The sequence below is a fragment of the Thermaerobacillus caldiproteolyticus genome, assembly GCF_013761245.1.
GTDB classification, from domain to species: domain Bacteria; phylum Bacillota; class Bacilli; order Bacillales; family Anoxybacillaceae; genus Thermaerobacillus; species Thermaerobacillus caldiproteolyticus.
In genome coordinates this window covers 94,145-109,209 of the sequence record NZ_JACDUT010000006.1, presented here as the reverse complement: position 1 = coordinate 109,209, position 15,065 = coordinate 94,145, and the positions used below count along the sequence as shown (strand labels likewise).

The following is a 15,065-nucleotide window of genomic DNA, read 5'->3' as shown; positions in this document are numbered from 1 at the left end:
ATAAGTAAGGTGGAAAGAATGAAACGTTTATACATGTTATCGGTCATAGCTACTGTTTTCCTTATAAACGGTTGTACAGCAGCTAATTCTTCTCCCTCCCATTCAGCACAACCAAATAAAAATGTGACAAATGGGCAAAGCGTTGAGACTCCGTCCTCCAGCGAGCAAAGTAGCGTTCAAGGACAAGCGGGGACAAATGAATCGAAGGCGTCAGTCGATCCTGATTTATTATTGGAATCGAAATATTGGAATGTCGTTAAAGTGCAAAATGGGATGAAAGTCATTATGAATCCAAGCAATATTTTAGCGCTGGTGAATAAAGAGCAAAGTTTACCTGCTACGTATAAACCAGCCGATTTGGTCGTTCCCCGTGTGCAATTTTCTTTTGCAGAAAAAAATGTTGATAAACGCTACATGCGCGCCGAAGCAGCCAAAGCGCTTGAACAATTGTTTGCAGCTGCTCATCAAGCGGGTATAGAGCTGGTGGCGGCGTCAGGGTATCGGTCTTACGAGCGCCAAAAAGCCTTATTTGACGAAGAAGTGAAAAAAGGCGGGAGAGAAGAAGCTGTTCATGCTGTAGCGATACCGGGACAAAGTGAACATCAGACGGGATTAGCGATGGATATTACCAGTCCAAGTGTAAACAATGCGCTTACAACCGCATTTGGTGACACAAAAGAAGGAAAATGGGTCGCTCTTCATGCCCATGAATACGGTTTTATTATCCGCTATCCAAAGGGAAAAGAGGCAGTTACCGGCTATCAATATGAACCATGGCACTTACGATATGTCGGAAAAAAGGCAGCTAAAGTTATTTTCGAAAAAGGGATTACGCTAGAGGAATACTTCCGCATTGTAAAAAAAGTATAAGAAAACAAGGTGGCTTATTGCTCAGCAAACAGCCACCTTTTTATTTTTCTTTAAGAACATGTGCTCATCGCATTTAGCGAATTTCCTCTGCTTTTCGGATTTACCAAAAGAGGCCGATTAATGCAATAGCAGCAATAGCGGCGAGAGCGATTCCAAACCCCCAGCCCCAACCCCATCCCCCATAAAAGCCGAAACCGAATCCACCAAGATTTCGACGGCCGACTGGTGCGATATAGACGCGATTCGGGGTGACGCGCGTAATACGCCCAATGTGTACATTGCCAAATTTATCATGGATTCGCACGACTTGACCATGATAGCGGCAACAAACATTGTACCATTGTTGTGACATATGCGTTCCTCCTTTTTTGTTTACTACATCTATAGCGTATGAGAAGGGGACTAGGGAAGTTTGTACCTATGACTACTTTTCACATGAAAATATACAGTAACCAAGTCGTCGACCATATTGTTTTGTCATATGCTCGTGAGTGTGTAAAATGGTGAGCATCTCTTCAGAAACGTCAGCGGTAATGGTAAAAGGAGTTGCTGCAAGTACACGTTGTTGCATGACAGGATGATAAGCGGTTTGCACTTTATGAAATCCATTTTTGTGCAAGTAGGCTTCCCATTGCTGTTCTGTGAGTAAATGACGAAACCCGTAAAACGAGGTGATGTCTTTTTTTTCGGTTTCAGTTAATTGAGAGTGGGCCACTTCAATGGAGAGCAGTTTTCCCTTTGGTTTTAACACACGGTAAATTTCTTGCAGAGCTTTGGATAAGGAGACAAATGATAAAACTGATTCGCATAATATCACGTCGAATTGCTCTGAGGAAAACGGAAGTGATTCAATAGAGGTGTTATAAAGATGAACAGGATGTGATAAAGAAGCGAAACGTTCTTTTGCTTTTTGGAGCATCGTTGGGTGAATATCAATGGCAGTTACATTCGCACGATATTGTTCGGCGATGTAGGCCGCTGTTTGTCCAGTGCCGCAGCCAACATCGAGAATGCTGCTCGTTTGCTGTATGTTAAGTTTACGTAATATATTTTTTGTTAATGAAAAACCCCCGGGATGAGCACTATCGATTCCTAATTCCGCTAAAACATCGAGATATGTGGTCAATGTGATGTCCTCCAATCGTTCTTTTTCATAATCTATGCATATACGTTAACTTTTGCCCTTGCTCAATAAAGTTACCTATGTAGGAAAAAGTTTGTCCAATTCTATAGTCATTCCATATCCCAACTTTGTTGCTGTAGACTCACACAATGTTATGTTGCTAAACTAATATATGCAAATAAGGACGATAAGTTGGTGAAGTATGTGAAAAAACGGATGAAAGCGGAATTAGGAGCTTGGGTGAGTATTGCGAGCTATATCATTTTAGCTGTTGTAAAACTGATTATTGGATATATAGCTCATTCGGATGGGGTGACAGCGGACGGCTGGAACAATTTGAGTGATATAATTGCTTCCATTGCTATCTTAATTGGAATTAAAATTGCGCAAAAGCCAAGGGATCATAATCATCCATATGGTCATTCGCGGGCAGAAAACATTTCATCGCTCATTGCTGCGTTTATGATGATGTCAATCGGGATTGATGTTGTTTCTGAAGGAGCTTCGTCACTCATTCATCACGATCGAAGCCAGATGCCGAAATTGCTCGCGGCGTGGGTGGGAATGTTTTCGGCCGCTGTGATGTTAAGCGTATATTGGTTTAATAAGCGTCTCGCTCAACATGTCAATAGCCAAGCACTCGCCGCTGCAGCGAAAGACCATTTGTCAGACGCGCTTGTGAGCATAGGAACAGCGATCGGGATTGTCGGTGCACAATTTCATCTCTTTTGGATTGATCCACTCGTTGCTTTTCTCATTGGTATTATGATTTGTAAAACGGCATGGGATATTTTTATGGAAACGTCCCATATGTTGACCGACGGATTCGATGAACAAGCATTAACGACATATAAACAACAAATTTCTACGATCGAAGGGGTAAGACGTGTAGCGGATGTAAAAGCCAGAATGGTAGGAAACCAAGTCATTCTCGACGTTACAATCCATGTCGATCCGAATTTAACCGTCGTTAAAAGCCATGAGATTGCTGATGAAGTGGAACGAATGATGAAGGAACAGCATGACATTGAAACAACCCATGTCCATATCGAGCCGGATACGATACCTTAATCGCGTCTTCGCGATTAAGGTTTTTTTATAAAAAAATGTGAAAACTATACATAAAAAAGAAAGGAAATGGACGATGTTATACTACGATGAAATGAAACAGACAGTGATTGAAACGGAAACGTCATTGCTTCCCAATCTAAAAGGGGTATGTTGGCTGCATTTTACGGAGAAAACAAAATCAGATCTAGAGAGATTATTAACCCAGCTTCCGATTCATCCGTTGGCCAAGAAGGCATTATTGTCCGGTACAGATATTCCGAGGGTTGATGAATACGAGCAGTGTTTATTTGTTTCACTTTTTATCGCACGGCATGATTTACAAATGACACAATTACAGCTTGTCGCTACAGAACAATATATTATTAGTTATACAAACGAAGATGAATCGTTTATGAGAACCGTAAAAGAAAAATTGATTCATCACCCCCAATACTTGTCACATCCGGGTTATGTCTTATATCAATGCTTTGATGTAGCCACTATTCATTTTTTACGAGTCATTGATGACATCGCTGACAAGATTCAATCGCTAGAAAAGCAAGTGTTTAAAACGCCATTTGCCAACGAGATTGGACGTAGTGTGTATCGATGGAAAGTGAAGATTCATGAGCTTCGTCAAATTGCTGAAGCACAAGAGGAAATGATGAAAACGATCCATCATACGAAATTTCCATATGTCAATGACGAAACGAACCCGTACATTCAAGACGTCATTAGCCGATTTTCAAGAATTACAGCTGCCCTTGATGCATTTAAAGAAACGCTATCAAATATTTTTAACTTACAGTTATCGCTGAAATCCGATCATATGAACGTTATTATGAAAACATTGACGCTAGTCAGTGTTATTTTCATGCCAATGACCTTTGTTGCTGGAGTGTACGGAATGAACTTTGAAATCATGCCGGAGTTGACATGGAAGTATGGATATGCTTATGCGCTAATTGTTATGGCAAGCCTCGGTGTCCTTATCGCTTTTTATTTCAAGAAAAAAGGATGGTGGGGGGAAGATGAAACGAAGGAGAAATAACAGACAGTGTTCTGTTATTTTTTTATAAAAGATACTTTTTTAAATTAATTATAAAAAAGTATTGACTATAAATTAATATTTTATATAATATAACATGTATTAAATAATAATCATTTTAAATTAGTGGAGGTAAGAGAAGTGGCACAGCGCATGGTAGGAAAACAAGCACCGCGTTTTATGATGGAAGCAGTGATGCCAAATAAAGAATTTCAAACAGTCTCTCTTGAAGAAAATATGAAAAACGGAAAATGGACAGTATTATTTTTCTATCCGAATGATTTTACATTCGTTTGCCCAACAGAAATTACTGCATTAAGTGATCGATATGAGGAATTTGCTGATTTAGATGCAGAAATTATCGGCGTTTCTACTGACTCTGTGCATACCCATCTTGCATGGATCAATACAGACCGCACACAAAATGGTTTAGGTTCATTGAACTTTCCGCTTGCTTCTGATAAAAATATGAAAGTTTCCAAAGATTACGGCGTATTAATTGAAGAAGAGGGAATCGCGCTTCGCGGGTTGTTTATCATTAATCCAGAGGGAGAATTAATGTATTCTGTCGTAAACCACAATAATATCGGCCGCGATGTGGATGAAACATTGCGTGTCCTTCAAGCATTACAAACAGGGGGGCTTTGCCCTGCGAACTGGAAACCGGGACAAAAAACGCTTTAAGATAACAATGTACAGAAGGAAGGGATAAATTGATGAAGTTGCGCGATGAAATGCCAGAATTAGTCGGTGCTACCGAATGGATTAACGGTGAGGTCAGAAAAGAAGACTTGCTAGGCAAACCAACGTTGATTCACTTTTGGTCTGTCAGCTGCTATTTATGTAAAGAAGCGATGCCAGAGGTGAATGAGCTTCGCGATGAATATAATGATGAATTAAATGTTGTGGCTGTTCATATGCCGCGTTCTGAAGACGATTTAGATATTAATGTCATCCGTCAAATGGCGTTGGCTCACGATATTATCCAACCTATTTTTGTCGATAATGATCATAAGCTAACAGACACTTTTGAAAATAAATATGTTCCTGCTTATTACGTATTTGATGCGGAAGGGAAGCTCCGTCATTTCCAAGCAGGAGGAAGCGGTATGGCGATGCTACGGAAACGCATTAACCGCGTGTTAGGAAAAGAGTAAAAGATAAAGTAGCCTAAATGGGGTGGTTACGCCTCGTTTAGGTTTTTTATTGATATATTTAAAGGTGAACTATCTAGCTCCAATGATCAACCAGTTTGTTTCTTGAATCACATGACTTGAAACATGGTGCTCAAGAGCTGAAGAGTCAAACTAGCAAAGCTTTTCGGAAGAGAGAACATGTGCTGTCGCGAAAGACAGGACAGCGCCATTGGCCGTTTGCGTTTTTCTTCCTTATGATTAAAATGAACTATCCGTCACTTAACATATTTGAAGAGGGGAGATTTGCGGCTTGTATGTTTTAGCCGAATGATAAGCAACATAAAAGGAATCACTTTAGGCTTCCCCCGTTCCGAAAGAGTTCTAACATCACGATAGAACATATATTCTATTTTGTGGACTGAAGGTTATCTTCCTATTCAAACAAAACTTCGTCATGTTCTTGAAGTGGAAGGGCTCTTTCGGAATTATGCTAAAATACTGTCTCCCCTTCTTGTGACAAACCAGTTCCCTCAGGAGGAACATTTGGATTTGAGAGTGGTTCGTGCCTTGCGCTTTTCTTGATTGTCCACTGGGCATTCGCCCTGCCACCTGACTAGGCGAATACATATACTACCCCTGAACAGCTAAAGGAGGTGCTCGCCATGAGCGGCGTTTATAGCAGTGGTTATACATTAGTAGTTGTGTTATTCATCTTATTAATTATCGTAGGATGTGCTTGTATCGGTCGTTATTAGTGAAGAAACGGGGGAGTAAGTGATGTGGTACTACGGTTATGGACCATACTATGATGGATGCGGTTACGGATATGGTCACGGTTATACGTTCGCGCTCATCGTTGTTTTATTTATCCTGTTGATTATTGTATTAGCAGTGATTAAATAACGCGCCTGTTTTTCACAACAGGCGTTTTTTCTTGGAAAGAAAATCAAAAACGTTTTATAATGGACTTTGTTATAAATTAGAGGAACATCCCGCTTTCACTTAAAATCAAAGGAGATGAAGACGATGAAGCAGTCGGGATATAACGAAAAGATAGGGATTTTTTATACAGCGATCGCCTATGTCATGTGGGGAGTTTTACCGCTTTATTGGAAGTTATTAGATGAGCGCTCTGCTGCGGAAATTTTAGCACATCGCATCGTTTGGTCATTTGTTTTTATGATGGGGCTATTACTCGTCACTCAGCAAATGAAACGATGCCGTGAGCAGTTTCTGGAAATGATGAAGCAGCCAAAATTGGCCATAGGGGTCATTACTTCTGCATGTTGCATTAGCGTAAACTGGTTTATTTACATATGGGCGGTCAATCATGAACATATCGTAGAGACGAGTTTGGGTTATTACATTAATCCGCTTGTCAGTGTTGTATTAGGAATGGTTGTATTGAAAGAACGGCTCAATATTTGGCAATGGATTTCGTTTGGGTTAGCTTTTGTTGGCGTATGCATCATTACGTTTCAATATGGAAAGTTTCCTTGGATTGCATTGTCACTTGCGCTGTCCTTTGGATTTTATGGATTGGCCAAAAAATTAGCGACATTTGATTCAGCGATCGGTCTTACCTTTGAAACGATGATTGTCACACCGCTTTCACTTGTTTATCTGATTTTTCTCTATGGTCATGACAATACGTTTCTGTCGATTTCGATGTGGCAAGCAATATGGCTGATCGGTGCAGGACCAGCTACTGCATTGCCGTTACTGTACTTTGCCAAAGGGGCCAAACGCATTTCGCTGACGATGGTTGGTTTTCTGCAATATATTGCTCCGACTTTAAGTTTGCTATTTGGCGTCTTTCTTTTTCATGAGTCATTTACAAAGACTCATGTTTATGCGTTTAGTTGCATTTGGGGAGCGCTCGTTATTTTTTCATTGGCAAAAACCAAACGGATGCAAGACTTCCATCATAAACTTATTCGGCGCAGCTCTTTTGAAGGATAGAGTAAAAACGGATCTTCCTGTAAGATTACAATAAAGTTATTTAATTTTATAACCTCAAACACACAAAACCCCGTTCTGATTTAGGACGGGGTTAAAATAAAGTTGTTTAATTTTTGATATAAAATGCTTTACCGAACTCAAAACTATTACAAAAAAGTCGTTTAAATCTAAGGATTCTTATTCAACAATCGCGCCTGATTGTTAAACAAGCTAATACAGGCTATGTTTGAATCAGAAAGAAATTTCAATAGATTTTGAAATCTATTTAACAGTTATAAAAATTGACTAGTACTAGTTTCTCCTAGTTGAATTTTTCCCTTAGCCTGCTTTAACGTCGCTACTATAAGAAAGCTAACAATCACTAATAAGAACCATGAACTCACCTTTCCTAGATGAACGAAACTCCATGCATCGGTTTGGTTTGGATATTCCCAAGCTCCAAAGAACGTTGCGATATTTTCGGCTATCCATATAAAAAATCCGATAAGCACAAAAGAAAGTGCGAGTGGCATACGGTAACGAGTTCCATCAACCTCGTATGTGACCCATGATTGCCAAAAGACGATAATTACAAGTCCAGATAACCACCAACGAACGTCAATCCAATAATGGTGGGTGAAAAAATTCAAATAAATCGCAGCTGCAAGAGGTACAACTACCAAAAACGGTGGCCAATTAACCAGTTCAACCTTAAGCCTCCTCCACGCCTGGCAAAGATAACTCGCTACACTTGCGTACATGAATCCACTATACAAAGGCACTCCAAAAATTTTGGAATATCCTTCCTCTGGATAAGACCAGGAGCCCATATGTACCTTGAAAAGTTCAAGAGCAAGTCCAATAAGGTGGAACAATGTGATAACCTTTAGTTCATCCCGTGTTTCGAGCCCAGAACGCACCATCCACCACTGCATCAGAAGGCAGATGATGAGCAGCCAGTCATACCGTGGTAGGAAGGGAAGTGGCATGATTTTTGTAAAAGCCAAAGAGGCAAAAATAACGACAGGAAACAAACATGATAGGGCCTGCTCCCAACCAAAACGAACGAGTTGTTTTAGGGCTCTCACGATTTGTGCCTCCAAAGGTTTTTTCTGAATATATGTAAGTCCTGCTTAGTATAGTAGCTAAATAGATTTAGGGTTATGTACATAGGTTCACCGCCGAATAATTTCTTTTATTTTAAAAGGCTATTTAAAGAAGATTTATATCATCTAATTCCTTTTTATTTCCAAAATCTTTAGAAACATTATGAATGGTTAAACTCATGAGTAACTCCCCTTTTATAAATTTGATTCATTTGATAATGGATATTATTACAGCAATGATAGAAACTCAGAATATCATGGTGGAATAGGAGATTGCCAACGTAAAAATTAAATGTTAACCCTCCTACTACCACCATTTTTGAAAGGATTATTACTTATAAAAAATGTCAACAATAACATCCTGTAAAATATCCCCACTTTATTATCCTTGAGTGTCTTCGTCACTTTTGTATTCTAAAATATCTCTAGGCTGACATTCTAAAGCCTTACAAATCGCATCTAAAGTTGATAATCGAATCGCTTTTGCCTTTCCATTTTTCAATATAGAAAGATTAGCCATCGTGATTCCAACCCTCTCCGAAAGTTCTGTAACGCTCATTTTCCTTTTAGCCAGCATTACATCAATATTAATTATAATTGCCATGTTATTCACCTCAGATCGTTAAATCATTTTCTGATTTTATATCGATGGCTTCTTGTAAAAGCCTTTGAAGAACAGCAGCAAAGACTGCAATAATCGTTGAAGCAAAAATAATGCCCAATCCGATTAGCATGATACCTGGGGCGTCTTCTAACTTCGCAGCGATATAGAAGAATGGCAAACCTGGCACATACAAGATACTGATTGTGATTGCACAGTATTTTATATTCTTTAAAGCCTTTACAGATAATTCCGAGAACGCTTTGTTCTTGTCAATATAACTTAAAAGTTTAAAAGCCTGATACAGAGCGAAGAAAAATGGTATCGCCGATACATACATAACGATTAAAAAGCCATATAGTACATAAGCGAACTCCGAATTACTTTCTGCTGCTTCTTTAGCTAACATAGGCAACCCAAATATACATAAAGCAAGAACTGGAGTTCCGATAATAAAAACAGCTATTTTTAAAAACAATGTTGATCTTTGTTTCATAAAAAGCACCTCACTAATTTATTTTCGAATAAATTTTAATACATCATTTATCGTTTTACAATAAAAATTTATTAAATGTTGATAAAAATTTGTTGTTAAATTTGACCGAAAACTTGAAGTCGGGAAAACCTTACCATTGATTCTCATATAATTATAGAAGCATCTCTGATTTCACAGAGATGCTTCTTAAAATTAGAATATCAGACACAAAAAACATCAAAAGAAGTATATTGGGCTTATTGTGCAACATCCCGTTAATTATAAGTATTTTCCTTTAAAAATAACTGGTACGCTATTCAACAATACGGCCCGTTTGTTGAATAAAAAACTAAACGACTTTTTTATTTTTTAAATGACATTTTTATAATTTAAACAACTTTTTTATTACTCAACACTTCCGTGTGAAGATCCGTTTTTTTTTGACTCAACAAATACCCATTTTTATGAAAACGTCTAACCATTTTTAGCCTAGATGAATAGTCTACTAGTACAAAAGTGAAGGAGGTGCTCAAAGATGGGTGCAGCTTACGGTGGCGGCTTTGCGTTAATTGTCGTCTTGTTCATCTTGTTAATTATTGTTGGATGTGCATGTATTGGTGGTTGGGGATACTAATGAACAACGATAACGATGTCATATAAGGAGGTGGATGTATGCCATTCGGATATGGATACGGCTGGGGCGGCTATGGCGGCTGGGGCGGCTATGGCGGCTACGGGTACGGCGGCTACGGTCATGGCCGTAGCTTCGTGCTAATTGTCGTCTTGTTCATCTTGTTAATTATCGTTGGTGCTACATGGTGCTAATGCGTATAAACGGGAAGAAGCTCCAGAACAGCTTCTTCCTTTTTTATTTTTAGATAGAATGAATGAAAAAGAGAAAGAATTATGACAGGATAGGATAGCTGTGCATACACATTCCATAGTTGAATATGATCAGGAAAAATGAGTTGGGCAGTCGGTTCAGAAATTTTTCGGAGTCGACGCTGTCATTTCGTAGGTGAAAGCTGGGGCAGGGATGATTGTAATTCAATCGTATGCGAACACATCTTACGCCGCCAGAGGATTAGAATTAATGGCATCAAAAAAATGTCATAAGAAACGCCTAAGTAAGATATTGCTGACAGAAGAGAGCGACCGCGAACGAAGGGAAGCCGGAATCGTGGATGCGAAAGGAAATACAATGGTATTTTACAGTTAAAAAATGTTATCCTTAAGATGTTGGAATTATCAGAAACTACTACGCTGCACAAAGAATATGTTAGGAGAGAAGAAACAGTATTAGTGATGGGAAGAACGTTTGAACAAAAAAGGATTGCCTCAGGCTGCTTGTTGAAGGCGTTATATGCTAGCTAAGAAGCTGGGACATCCAAGGTAAACAGTCGTTCCGCGTTTTTAGTTGTCAAAGAACATGGAGGTTTTGGTGGCTACAATGACCGTTATATTGATTTATGCGTCAATGACCATTATTGCAGAGTTGTCCTTTACCAAAACCGAAAGAGAGAAACATCGCTGCTATGAAGAAGAAGTGAAAAATGAGCTTTCATGCCTTTTTTCTCACATCGGCTGTCTAAAAGGCGATAATTGATGTAATCATCTTTACGAAGCGTTAACCTTGCATTATTGAGTGACCATAAAGATGCGGAATTATCAATAATGCCGTTGAATTTACAATAGAGCTTTTTTACTTTTCATACTCAACTAAATTGGTAAAGGTGATACGATGATAGGGAGGGTTATCGCCGTTACTCCTAAAGCAGACATTGAAAATTATATCATTCTCTGATTAGATTTAGAAATTTTTTGGGGGAGTATCTTGGATACTTTGTTTTTTGCTTTATTAGGGGTAGGAATTATCTCTTCTTTTGTTGGAACGTTAGCTGGCGGTGGCGGATTAATTACATTACCAGCAATGATGCTTGTAGGAGTTCCTATTCAAATCGGCATTGCCGCCAATAAGTTTTCATCTGGGATTGCCGCACTAACGAGTGTATCATATTTGTTAAAAAATAAATATCTAGATGGCAAAACGATATGTATGAATGTTTGTATTGCATTGCTTGGAGGGATTTGCGGAGCTCTAATTACTACAAGTATTGACGAAAAGACTATGAACGTTATAGCCCTTATTTTATTGGTAGTTGCCTTAATTGTTACTTTAAGAAGCAAACAGTGGGTATCGTCTGTTGAAGGGAAAAACAAAAAAACTAGTATCGTAAGCAGAATTGTCCCTTTCTTCATAGCTGCATACGATGGAGGATTTGGACCGGGATCTTCAACGTTTGGAATTATTCACTATATGAGTCAAGAAAATACTTACATGAAGGCTGTTCAGCTTACAAGGGTTTTAATTTTAGGAAGTTGTTTGGGAGCATTTGGTGTATTTTATCAAACGGGATTTGTGCAATGGCATTATGCTTTTGCTATGGCAATAGGATCAGCAATAGGTTCTCAATTTGGCTTACTGACATTACCGCATATTCCTGTAAGATATGCTAAGTCTTTATTAATCACTATCATTTTTTGTTGATAGGACAAGTATTATACAAGTTCATATAAACTTTTTGTTTAACACAAACATTTAAATTTTCCTTTTTTTAGATAATTTAGTTGAACTAGCAGAGGGCTGAATAGTTGAGGGGCATGAAAAGGCTTTATATTACTGTTTCACATAATAAAGTTGCAGCTATTTTTATTATCCAAGTAAGGCTTAAGAGTTTTGTTATTGAATACGTATTTACATACGGAGAATATTTTGAAAAACGATGACTTGAAAATGAAACATTGATTGCGAAGTGCTTGACCATATGAAGCAACAACGCTGAAAGGAGAAAAGGCTGACAGTTATTCATCTGTCAGCCTTTCATTGTTTGTATGCGGTGGTAGCGGCGTTGGATAAACAAAAGACGGGCAAGAAGGAAAACGGCACCAGCAGCTAAGCCTGCAATAAGCCCAATCCAATAACCAAACGCGTGAGCTGAAGTGAACTTCGCTAGTAGATAGCCAAATGGCAGTCCGATGACCCAGTAAGAAATTAAGGCGGCTACAAACGTAGCATTTACATCTTTATACCCTCGCAATGCTCCTTGAATCGGAGCAGCAATCGCATCAGAAAGTTGGAAGAAAATAGCGTACAACAGAAATTGTTTCGTTAGTAAAAGCACTTCTTGTTCTTTTGTGTAAATTGAAGCGATTTCTCCACGGAAAAAATAAAGAAAAAGCGAAGTAAGAACGGCTGTACATACCGCCATTCCGATGCCGAGAAAACTGTATTGTTTGGCATCTTTATAGCGATTTGCCCCAACTTCAAAACCAACAGCGATCGTTAGTGCTGTGGAAATACTTAACGGAATCATATAAAGAAGTGAGGCAAAATTCATCGCGCTTTGATGGGCAGCAATCGTTGTTGTGCTAAATTCACTCATCAATAATGTAACCGCAGCAAAAATACTCGTTTCAAAAAAAATTGCAAATCCGATCGGAAGTCCTACTTTTAATAACTCTTTCCACATGGCCAATGAAATAGGATAAAGGCGATGAAGAACACGATAACGGGCAAATCGGCGAAAACGATGGATGACTAATAAAGCAGAAAAGCAACAACACCAATACGTAATCGCTGTTGCATAGCCTGCGCCGACTCCACCTAGCTTAGGGAACCCTAGCTTGCCGTAAATGAGTAAGTAATTAAAAAAGATATTCATCGGCAATGCGGTTAAGGTAATGAACATTGTTACTTTCGTTTGTCCAAGTGCATCGATAAAACAACGTAACACATGATAAATGAACAATGGAATAATACCAAAAGCAAGAGCGACTAAATAATCATAGGCAATTTGTTGCACGTTATCTTCTAACTTCATTTGTTCTAAGATAAAGTCCAATCCGATCATTCCGCATCCAATAATGACAAATGCAATGACAATTGCTAAATACATCGCTTGCATGACCGAATAAGGGATTTGATCATATCGTTTGGCTCCGAGGTGTTGAGCAACGATCGGGGTAATGGATAACAGAATTCCACTAAGGCCCGTAAAAACGGGAACCCAAAGGCTTGATCCAATGGCGACCCCCGCTAAATCCACAGCACTTGCATGACCTGACATTGTTACATCGGCAAAGTTCATCGCATACAAGCTGAGCTGCGTGATTAAAACAGGAAAGAGAATGTGCAGTAATTGAGCTGCTTTATCTTTTAGTGTGACGGTTTGTTGCATTTCCGACGCCTCTCTTTTACAAAGAAATTCCACTATTACTATAGATTACGAGAAAAAGAGAAAAGAAACAATAATTTTAAACGAAAAGATATGGCGTTCGCAAAAAGGGATACGAGAATCGAATTATGTTTATATATTTAAGTAAACATTGTTCTAAATGAATAATATAAATGAAGCTGTCTCGACTATATTTAAGACAGCCTTGCTTTCACAATGGGCAATTCGATGAAAAAGCATGTTCCGCATTCGCTGCTTTGCACTTTCATCGTTCCTTTATGTAGTTCAATAATTTTACGTGATAACGATAGTCCGAGCCCTGTTCCGGTTTCCTTTGTCGAGAAAAATGGGTCAAAAATGTGATCGATAATGGTCGGAGGAATTCCTGGGCCGTCGTCACAAAATTGAATTTGTACAATGTTGTTATGTAATTTGCTTGAAATCGATACATTCATCGTTTTTTTCACTTTCGCTTCGACTGCGTTGCGAAATAAGTTTAAAAACACTTGCAGAAGCTGATTTTTATCTGCTTCGACATCATAATCGGTTAAACGTTCATCTAAATTAAAACGAATCTCCACGTTATGGAGTAACCCTTCACTTTGTAGTAACATGCCTAACTCCTCTTGAATAAATTGATTGATTTGTATTTTTTCCATCTTGATGTCAGCGGGTTTGGCGATATTCAAAAAATCGGTAATAATGCTGTTAGCACGGTCGAGTTCAGGAATAAGCAATTGATCGATAAGTGAAACGATTCGGTCAGGGAGATCGCTCTTTAAAAATTGCAAATATCCGCGCACGGTTGTCAGCGGATTGCGAATTTCATGGGCAATTCCTGCAGCGATACGTCCAGCTACGGCTAATTTTTCCGTTTCTTTCATCAAGTTTAACGATTGAAACATACTGATAACACGTTTGATAGAGCCGTCCTCATTCCGGATCATGCGCGTATTAATAATTCCGTAATAGCGGTCTAATACTTCTTGATTATAAATCGGTTCGTTCATTTCAATTGATTTTAGCGTGACAATGAGTTCATCCGGTAGTTTTACTAAATCACGTATATGCTTTCCAATAACAGAATCGCGGTTAACTCCCATATCGTTGGCTGCTTGCAAGTTGCAAAGCGTAATGATTCCGTTACCATCCACAAACACGATATGATGTGGAACGAAATCAAGAATCGGTGCTAAAAATGTTTCGATTTTCTCAAAAGGTAAATCGCTATCCAGATTGATATCAAGCTGAAGATAGGTACCTGTTTCACGAGAAGTGGAAAGCGAATGAATCGTTGGTGCTATTTTTCCACGCTTTTTTTTCAATTTCATTCCTAATGAGTGATCCGTAAATTCCACTGGAAAAGGAAGCTCCTTCACAAAATTTTTATATAATTGTAATTCTTGTTCTAATTCGGTGATGCGCTGTTTGAGCTGTTCATAGGAAAAATCGATCATACTACACGACTCCTTGATTAAAA

Annotated in this window: 19 protein-coding genes and 1 pseudogene; 13 read left to right on the top strand and 7 right to left on the bottom strand. The window is 38.7% G+C overall.

Annotation, left to right across the window (positions count from 1 at the left end):
* Positions 1-18: 18 nt before the first annotated feature.
* Positions 19-870 carry a M15 family metallopeptidase gene (locus tag HNR31_RS10635; protein WP_233414674.1) on the top strand — a complete coding sequence of 284 codons (852 nt, stop codon included), beginning with the start codon at positions 19-21 and terminating at the stop codon, positions 868-870.
* Positions 871-970: 100 nt separating this feature from the next.
* Here HNR31_RS10635 and HNR31_RS10630 read toward each other — a convergent pair whose 3' ends face one another.
* Together HNR31_RS10630 and HNR31_RS10625 are read right to left on the bottom strand one after the other, a co-directional pair.
* Positions 971-1,222: a hypothetical protein gene (locus HNR31_RS10630; protein ID WP_181556223.1), complete on the bottom strand. Its 252-nt coding sequence runs from the start codon at positions 1,220-1,222 to the stop codon at positions 971-973.
* Between the two features lie 72 nt (positions 1,223-1,294).
* Positions 1,295-1,996 carry a class I SAM-dependent methyltransferase gene (locus HNR31_RS10625; RefSeq protein ID WP_181556222.1) on the bottom strand — a complete coding sequence of 234 codons (702 nt, stop codon included), beginning with the start codon at positions 1,994-1,996 and terminating at the stop codon, positions 1,295-1,297.
* Positions 1,997-2,185: 189 nt separating this feature from the next.
* On the opposite strand from HNR31_RS10625, the gene HNR31_RS10620 reads away from it, so the two are divergent.
* The 7 genes from HNR31_RS10620 (at position 2,186) to rarD (ending at position 7,189) form a co-directional block, all read left to right on the top strand.
* A complete protein-coding gene (locus HNR31_RS10620; RefSeq protein ID WP_309505678.1) occupies positions 2,186-3,064 on the top strand; it encodes a cation diffusion facilitator family transporter in 879 nt (292 codons plus the stop codon).
* Positions 3,065-3,137: 73 nt separating this feature from the next.
* Positions 3,138-4,094: a magnesium transporter CorA family protein gene (locus HNR31_RS10615; protein ID WP_258561058.1), complete on the top strand. Its 957-nt coding sequence runs from the start codon at positions 3,138-3,140 to the stop codon at positions 4,092-4,094.
* A gap of 138 nt (positions 4,095-4,232) precedes the next feature.
* Positions 4,233-4,775, top strand: a complete 543-nt coding sequence (locus HNR31_RS10610; RefSeq protein WP_181556221.1) for a peroxiredoxin — start codon at positions 4,233-4,235, stop codon at positions 4,773-4,775.
* A gap of 32 nt (positions 4,776-4,807) precedes the next feature.
* Entirely contained in the window at positions 4,808-5,248 is a 441-nt protein-coding gene (locus HNR31_RS10605) for a TlpA family protein disulfide reductase (RefSeq protein WP_181556220.1), read from the top strand.
* Between the two features lie 641 nt (positions 5,249-5,889).
* Positions 5,890-5,982, top strand: a complete 93-nt coding sequence (locus HNR31_RS10600; RefSeq protein WP_181556219.1) for a YjcZ family sporulation protein — start codon at positions 5,890-5,892, stop codon at positions 5,980-5,982.
* A gap of 22 nt (positions 5,983-6,004) precedes the next feature.
* Positions 6,005-6,130, top strand: a complete 126-nt coding sequence (locus tag HNR31_RS10595; RefSeq protein WP_181556345.1) for a YjcZ family sporulation protein — start codon at positions 6,005-6,007, stop codon at positions 6,128-6,130.
* A 123-nt stretch (positions 6,131-6,253) separates the two neighbouring features.
* Positions 6,254-7,189 (top strand): EamA family transporter RarD, encoded by a 936-nt coding sequence (gene rarD / locus HNR31_RS10590; protein WP_181556218.1) that lies wholly within the window; start codon positions 6,254-6,256, stop codon positions 7,187-7,189.
* A gap of 272 nt (positions 7,190-7,461) precedes the next feature.
* Here rarD and HNR31_RS10585 read toward each other — a convergent pair whose 3' ends face one another.
* The 3 genes from HNR31_RS10585 to HNR31_RS10575 all read right to left on the bottom strand — a co-directional run bounded on the left by HNR31_RS10585 (position 7,462) and on the right by HNR31_RS10575 (position 9,371).
* On the bottom strand, positions 7,462-8,256 hold the full coding sequence (locus HNR31_RS10585; RefSeq protein WP_181556217.1) for a DUF817 domain-containing protein: 795 nt from the start codon (positions 8,254-8,256) through the stop codon (positions 7,462-7,464).
* Between the two features lie 400 nt (positions 8,257-8,656).
* Entirely contained in the window at positions 8,657-8,878 is a 222-nt protein-coding gene (locus tag HNR31_RS10580; RefSeq protein ID WP_181556216.1) for a helix-turn-helix domain-containing protein, read from the bottom strand.
* A gap of 10 nt (positions 8,879-8,888) precedes the next feature.
* Positions 8,889-9,371, bottom strand: coding sequence for a DUF2975 domain-containing protein (locus tag HNR31_RS10575; RefSeq protein ID WP_181556215.1), 483 nt, complete (start codon positions 9,369-9,371; stop codon positions 8,889-8,891).
* A 514-nt stretch (positions 9,372-9,885) separates the two neighbouring features.
* Between HNR31_RS10575 and HNR31_RS10570 the strand changes: the two genes are divergently transcribed.
* The 5 genes and pseudogenes from HNR31_RS10570 to HNR31_RS10550 all read left to right on the top strand — a co-directional run bounded on the left by HNR31_RS10570 (position 9,886) and on the right by HNR31_RS10550 (position 11,927).
* Entirely contained in the window at positions 9,886-9,984 is a 99-nt protein-coding gene (locus HNR31_RS10570) for a YjcZ family sporulation protein (RefSeq protein ID WP_071880425.1), read from the top strand.
* Between the two features lie 38 nt (positions 9,985-10,022).
* Complete coding sequence (locus HNR31_RS10565; RefSeq protein ID WP_181556214.1) at positions 10,023-10,175, top strand: YjcZ family sporulation protein; 153 nt, start codon at positions 10,023-10,025, stop codon at positions 10,173-10,175.
* Between the two features lie 193 nt (positions 10,176-10,368).
* On the top strand, positions 10,369-10,569 hold the full coding sequence (locus HNR31_RS10560; protein WP_309505677.1) for a DUF1028 domain-containing protein: 201 nt from the start codon (positions 10,369-10,371) through the stop codon (positions 10,567-10,569).
* Positions 10,570-10,791: 222 nt separating this feature from the next.
* Entirely contained in the window at positions 10,792-10,956 is a 165-nt protein-coding gene (locus HNR31_RS10555; RefSeq protein WP_181556212.1) for a hypothetical protein, read from the top strand.
* 228 nt (positions 10,957-11,184) lie between these two features.
* A pseudogene (locus tag HNR31_RS10550) lies at positions 11,185-11,927 on the top strand (sulfite exporter TauE/SafE family protein).
* Positions 11,928-12,223: 296 nt separating this feature from the next.
* On the opposite strand, the gene HNR31_RS10545 reads toward HNR31_RS10550, so the two are convergent.
* On the bottom strand, positions 12,224-13,588 hold the full coding sequence (locus HNR31_RS10545; protein WP_181556211.1) for an MATE family efflux transporter: 1,365 nt from the start codon (positions 13,586-13,588) through the stop codon (positions 12,224-12,226).
* A 191-nt stretch (positions 13,589-13,779) separates the two neighbouring features.
* A complete protein-coding gene (locus HNR31_RS10540; RefSeq protein WP_181556210.1) occupies positions 13,780-15,042 on the bottom strand; it encodes a two-component system sensor histidine kinase NtrB in 1,263 nt (420 codons plus the stop codon).
* Positions 15,043-15,065 lie beyond the last annotated feature (23 nt).

Excerpts from the sequence above, each read along its gene's own strand:
- HNR31_RS10635 (WP_233414674.1), top strand. The coding sequence starts at position 19 with ATGAAACGTTTATACATGTTATCGGTCATAGCTACTGTTTTCCTTATA.
- HNR31_RS10630 (WP_181556223.1), bottom strand. The coding sequence starts at position 1,222 with ATGTCACAACAATGGTACAATGTTTGTTGCCGCTATCATGGTCAAGTC.
- HNR31_RS10615 (WP_258561058.1), top strand. The coding sequence starts at position 3,138 with ATGTTATACTACGATGAAATGAAACAGACAGTGATTGAAACGGAAACG.
- HNR31_RS10605 (WP_181556220.1), top strand. The coding sequence starts at position 4,808 with ATGAAGTTGCGCGATGAAATGCCAGAATTAGTCGGTGCTACCGAATGG.
- HNR31_RS10600 (WP_181556219.1), top strand. The coding sequence starts at position 5,890 with ATGAGCGGCGTTTATAGCAGTGGTTATACATTAGTAGTTGTGTTATTC.
- HNR31_RS10595 (WP_181556345.1), top strand. The coding sequence starts at position 6,005 with ATGTGGTACTACGGTTATGGACCATACTATGATGGATGCGGTTACGGA.
- rarD (WP_181556218.1), top strand. The coding sequence starts at position 6,254 with ATGAAGCAGTCGGGATATAACGAAAAGATAGGGATTTTTTATACAGCG.
- HNR31_RS10580 (WP_181556216.1), bottom strand. The coding sequence starts at position 8,878 with ATGGCAATTATAATTAATATTGATGTAATGCTGGCTAAAAGGAAAATG.
- HNR31_RS10575 (WP_181556215.1), bottom strand. The coding sequence starts at position 9,371 with ATGAAACAAAGATCAACATTGTTTTTAAAAATAGCTGTTTTTATTATC.
- HNR31_RS10570 (WP_071880425.1), top strand. The coding sequence starts at position 9,886 with ATGGGTGCAGCTTACGGTGGCGGCTTTGCGTTAATTGTCGTCTTGTTC.
- HNR31_RS10565 (WP_181556214.1), top strand. The coding sequence starts at position 10,023 with ATGCCATTCGGATATGGATACGGCTGGGGCGGCTATGGCGGCTGGGGC.
- HNR31_RS10545 (WP_181556211.1), bottom strand. The coding sequence starts at position 13,588 with ATGCAACAAACCGTCACACTAAAAGATAAAGCAGCTCAATTACTGCAC.
- HNR31_RS10540 (WP_181556210.1), bottom strand. The coding sequence starts at position 15,042 with ATGATCGATTTTTCCTATGAACAGCTCAAACAGCGCATCACCGAATTA.